Annotated in this window: 6 protein-coding genes; 5 read left to right on the forward strand and 1 reads right to left on the reverse strand. The window is 45.2% G+C overall.

Annotated elements, in window-relative coordinates; translation table 11 throughout:
- The 5 genes from ACKPQ5_RS03955 to ACKPQ5_RS03975 form a co-directional block, all read left to right on the forward strand.
- Positions 1 to 315, forward strand: a 315-nt coding sequence (locus tag ACKPQ5_RS03955) for an alpha/beta fold hydrolase (RefSeq protein WP_407677798.1), incomplete at its 5' end; no start/stop codon positions are given.
- Entirely contained in the window at positions 312 to 887 is a 576-nt protein-coding gene (locus ACKPQ5_RS03960; RefSeq protein ID WP_407677799.1) for a DNA-3-methyladenine glycosylase I, read from the forward strand. The genes ACKPQ5_RS03955 and ACKPQ5_RS03960, both read left to right, overlap by 4 nt.
- A 73-nt stretch (positions 888 to 960) precedes the next feature.
- Complete coding sequence (locus ACKPQ5_RS03965) at positions 961 to 1257, forward strand: hypothetical protein (protein WP_407677800.1); 297 nt, start codon at positions 961 to 963, stop codon at positions 1255 to 1257.
- Positions 1257 to 1598 (forward strand): hypothetical protein, encoded by a 342-nt coding sequence (locus tag ACKPQ5_RS03970; protein WP_407677801.1) that lies wholly within the window; start codon positions 1257 to 1259, stop codon positions 1596 to 1598. Before ACKPQ5_RS03965 ends, ACKPQ5_RS03970 begins: the two co-directional genes overlap by 1 nt.
- 151 nt (positions 1599 to 1749) lie before the next feature.
- Positions 1750 to 2373, forward strand: a complete 624-nt coding sequence (locus ACKPQ5_RS03975; protein WP_407677802.1) for a DUF3592 domain-containing protein — start codon at positions 1750 to 1752, stop codon at positions 2371 to 2373.
- A gap of 52 nt (positions 2374 to 2425) precedes the next feature.
- Here the strand turns inward: ACKPQ5_RS03975 and ACKPQ5_RS03980 are convergent.
- Positions 2426 to 4256 (reverse strand): sialate O-acetylesterase (locus ACKPQ5_RS03980; protein WP_407677803.1); only part of this gene is annotated, 1831 nt, incomplete at its 5' end.

Consider the following 4256-nt stretch of genomic DNA (forward strand, 5'->3'; position numbering starts at 1 on the left):
GGGAGATCGAATTGTGCGAGTAGGGAAATCTCTGAATTGGACTCAGAAAAAATTAGTCGTTTTTTTGATGTGTTTTCCAAAGCAAGGCAGGGGAATATGCTTCCAATGTTAAGGAAGCTAAAAACTCCTCCTTTGCTCTACATCTCTGGTTGTGATGATATAAAGTACACAAAAATTGGGCAGGACTTGGCTGCCCATTGTATGCAGGTCCGACACCAAATAATTCCCAATGCGGGGCATCGGGTACCATGGGAAAGTCAGGATGCTTTTATATCTGAAGTCTCGGTGTTTATTGATGCAGTTCTTAACAAATGACTAAATCTAGATGTTCTTGGCCGAAGGATGATCCAATCTATCTCGAGTACCATGATAAAGAGTGGGGGGTACCCGTTTATGATGATTTGGAATTATTCGAAAAACTAATCCTCGATGGTTCGCAAGCAGGGTTAAGCTGGATCACAATTCTCAAGCGTCAGGCAAATTACCGAAAGGCCTACGATCAATTTGATCCGTTTAAAATGGCTAACTGGACGGAAGTGAAAATTGAAACTTTACTTGAAGATTCTGGAATTATTCGAAACCGATTGAAAATTTTAGCGGCAAGGCAAAATGCCAAATCTTATTTGAAATTAATCGAAGAAAAGGGAAGCTTTTCTGACTTTCTTTGGAGTTTTGTAAATCATAATCCAATAACTAATTATTGGGAAAGTTGGGATAAGACTCCTGCAAAAACAAAAGAATCTGAAAAAATGAGTAAGGAATTAAAATCGAGAGGATTTCAGTTTGTTGGACCGACTATTTGCTATGCTTTTATGCAGGCGGTCGGGATGGTGAACGACCATATAACCTCTTGCTTTAGGCACAGTGAAATTGCTAAACAATATTGATGATTAAACTCCCGATATTTCCTTAAATTTTATGAAGTGTGTATTTGATTTCGCCATTGCCTAAAATTTGTAAATGAAAACATCTACGAAACTTCTTCTCTCGGGAGCAGTGATTATTTCCCTAAGCCTGATCGTTTTCGGAACTGATGCCGTTCTCAGTCTCATCACTTTCTATCAGAATGTTGAGAGTCCCAGTGCCGGAGAGATGGCAGAAGGTATAAGTGATTCCATAGGATCTGCGTTATTTGGTGTCGCAGTGGTTTTCTTGGGTGTATGTGTCTTCATTATTGGGTTTATCAGTATCTTTTTCGAAAAGCGTAGCCCAATTGACGGGGATGCTTCCAAAAGAAGACGGTTCACTGATTATTGATGAAAAAATATATTTTACGTCTGATACTTTTCTTTTTGGTTATGGGTCTTCAGGTTGGATGTGAATTTAAAAATGAATTGATCGAGCATTCGCTTGAGCGGCTAAACAGGGGAGGTGGTGATGAGGAATCCCGCAGAGTTCGTGACCTGCTGATCCAGGAGTTGAAGCAATCCACAGGCAAATCACTTGAGACACCCTCCTTGGTCAATGCTTCCTTTGCCTTTGATTTGCCTGAGTCCAATACAACCATGCTTGAACTAGACTGGATCGCATCCCCACCCAATGCGAATGGTTTCATTCTTGAGCTAGAGAATGGAGAGGAGTTTTTCTTTGGATCCTGATTTTATGGATTTATCTCCCAATGAACATGCTATTTGTCAGGCAGTTATGGAGATCAAGAAACCATCGACAGGGATTGTTTCGGTAAGGTTAACACTCAACGGCAAGCCCATTTCCAATATCTGTAAATTTTACACAAAGAATTAAAAAATCATGAATCAAGCACCGCCCAATTCTCGTCCACCTATTTCACCTGGCTGTTCCAAAGCATTTATTTTTGTTGTGGGTCGTCTATTTCCGCTTAGCTTTGGCTTTGGGAGTATTATTTTTCTCGGTTTTGGCTTATGGGCCATAAATAAGGGTATGCAGAGCGAGGACTGGGATAAGGGAACGGCCACCGTTCTTAAGTCAAATATTGAAAAGAGCGAAAGCAAGAGCAAGGATGCTCGAGGTTTTACCAGAACAAGTACATCATACAGTGTCAGGGTTACATACTCCTACACCGTGGAAGGAAATAATTATGAGGGAAATACCGTTGGGTTTGGAACTATGAGTCACAATGAGAGGTCGGATGCTCAGGAGGAATTAAAATCCTATCCCACAGGAAAAAGTATTGATGTTTATTATGATCCTGAAAACCCAAGCGATTCGGTTCTCAAAAAAGGAGTTTTCTGGCCTATGTACATCGTGATTGCTATAATGTCGGTCATTTTAATTGGTTCAATTTGGGCATCCTTTGCCCTCACTAAGTACCTCAAGAAAAGAACTGCAGATGCTTTGTCATTGGTTCAGGAAAAAGCGGATGATCCTGAGCATCCATTTTCCAGGCACTCTTAATATTCAAATATTCTCGATAGTTTAATCTTATTAAGCCAGGCGAGAATTTTAATCATTTCCGAATTTTATTTTTCTCTTCTTTGAAATCAACTTCCTTGTGCACATGAAAGGCTCTTTTATGGTTGTAGATCAGGGAGTCGTAGACGCGGTGGGCTTTGCCAGTAAAGGAAAAGGCGGCTCCCGCATTGTCGTGAACGATGCAGTTGCGGTAGGTGGTCACCGCATCATTGACATCAGTGACGCCGCCGGAGATGGATCCATTCCATGCAATTTCGGAATCAATGACTTCCATTTCCGTGGTCTCGTGGGCACTGATCCCTTCGTCGGCACAGGATAGGGCACGCACATTTTCCAAGCGGATGCCCCGGCGATCTCCATGAATGTTGAAGCCGTCGTTCCCGGCATATTTGACGGTCAGGTTACGAATGATGATATTGGAACAGGCAATGGATACCCCGTTTATCCCATTTTTTGCAGGTAAAATGATGGGCTTGAATCGTCCGCGGTCTGCTCCAATTGCTTTGCCCGGTTTGCATCCCTTGGGCCAGCGAAAGTAGAGTGATCCGTCCTTTGCATATCCCATCTCACCCGGTTTGAGCTTTTGGGGAGGAAAGTAGCATTTCGATTTCATGTCGGGGCGTCCCTTTTCCGCTTCATGATCGCGGGGAATGGTAATCGGAATCTCTCCGATAAAGAGTCCTGCGGTTTGCCCGGCGATCCGGGGTGTGTGTCCGAAACTTTTTAGAAAGCCCGGTTGCGATGTCCATAGATCACCGTCCGTGATCCAGTCGTGATCGCTGACTCGGGTGCCCAGGTCGATGAGCATACCCTGCCCATCGAACACTTCAGGCTTCTCAGGGGTTCCGGTTTTTTTCAGTAGCAGCGGAGTGGTGATGCGCGCTTGTGTCTGCAATTCCCAAAAGTCGCTACGAAAGGTGCCTACGGGCATGCCTTCCTTATTTTGAAGGCTGGCGGTCGGACTGTCTTGCCAAGCATAACGCACTGCAATGGGATCCATTACTTTCTCGGAGGTGACCCATGCGGAGCCGCCCCCTTTGATTATTGCCTTTGCCTGATAGAACTTTTGATCAATGCCTGCCAAGGAGAATCCTTTGACTTCTCGTTTTCCATCCGTGGTGAAGAGGTTTTGGTCGAACTCGATTAAAGCCCCGTTTTCCTGGAAAGTAATCTTTTTTGGTCTCGGCTCTCGGTAGACCAGATTCTTTTCTCCGTAAACCTTAGTTCGGGCGGCGAGTGCCAGCCTTTGTCCAATCGGCTTTTTGAGGGGCGGATGGATTTCATCAGGCAAACCACAATCTGTTGAAACAACCGTTGCCGTATTCGGTAGGGACTTTTCCAACAGGGCAATCGATTCTCGCATCTCCGCCCATGGACTTCTCGGCCAATCACGGACTTTTCCAAAAGCAGGTAGTTGGACGGCAAGAAAGGCCAGATTGTTTTGCTCAAAAGTTTTCCGCCACTCTTTTACCATGGTCGGGAGTTGTCTGCGGTATGGCTCGGCTCTTCCCTGATTGGATTCGCCCTGGTACCAAATCACTCCCCGCATCGCAAGGGGAGCGATGGGTGCAATCATCGCATTGTATAGACAGGAAAGCCTCCATGGTTCGGTGGGCGGTCGGTTGGGATCGCGATTCGGATCTTCCTTCCAGGCGGCGTGTGCATCGTCCCACTTTTTCTTTTGAACCCGATAGGGCTCGATAATGTCACGGGTAAATTCCGGGCTTCTTTCGAGGGATTTGCGGGGCATCCAGCAGTAAAGCTTTGAGCCGCCAAAATGAGACTCGATAATCCCGACTGGTACATTTTGTGAAATGCGTATCTCATGGCCAAACCAGGCGGCCACGGCACTAATCCAATCGAGT

It is taken from the genome of Candidatus Seribacter sulfatis (assembly GCF_964187635.1).
GTDB lineage: Bacteria > Verrucomicrobiota > Verrucomicrobiia > Opitutales > Seribacteraceae > Seribacter > Seribacter sulfatis.